Raw genomic sequence first — 563 nt, forward strand, 5'->3', positions numbered from 1 at the left:
AGGTCGTTGCAGGCGCTGTGGAGGCGCCGGTTGTTGTACCAGTCGACCCATTCCATGGTGGCGATCTCGACGTCGTCCAGGCCGTTCCACGGGCCGCGCCGGTGGATCAGCTCGGTCTTGTACAGCCCGATGGTGCTTTCGGCCAGGGCGTTGTCATAGCTGTCCCCACGGGAGCCGACCGAGCAGACCGCCCCGGCACCCGACAGGCGCTCGGTGTAGCGAATCGACAGATACTGGCAGCCGCGGTCGGAGTGGTGCACCAGCCCTTCCAGCCGCCGTCCGTCTCCGCGACGCCAGATGGCCATCTCCAGCGCGTCCAGCGCCAGGTCGGTGCGCAGATGATCGGCCAGACGCCAGCCGACGATCATCCGCGAGAACGCGTCGATCACCAGCGCCGCGTACACGAACCCCGACGCGGTGGGGATGTAGGTCAGGTCGGCGACCCACAGCCGGTTCGGGGCGGGGGCGGTGAAGTCGCGTTTGACCAGGTCTTCGGTCCGCTCGGTGAGGGCTTCGGAGATCGTTGTCGTGGGCCGCTTGTGATCCCCGCGCACCGCCCCGGC

1 protein-coding gene is annotated in these 563 nt (G+C 68.4%); it reads right to left on the bottom strand.

Annotated features, from left to right (window positions below; all coding sequences use genetic code 11):
- On the bottom strand, positions 1-563 hold a 563-nt coding region (locus FLV34_RS39675; protein ID WP_147945630.1), incomplete at both ends, for an IS3 family transposase.

Origin of the sequence: Microbispora sp. CSR-4 (assembly GCF_008033685.1) — a bacterium.
Lineage (GTDB): Bacteria > Actinomycetota > Actinomycetes > Streptosporangiales > Streptosporangiaceae > Microbispora.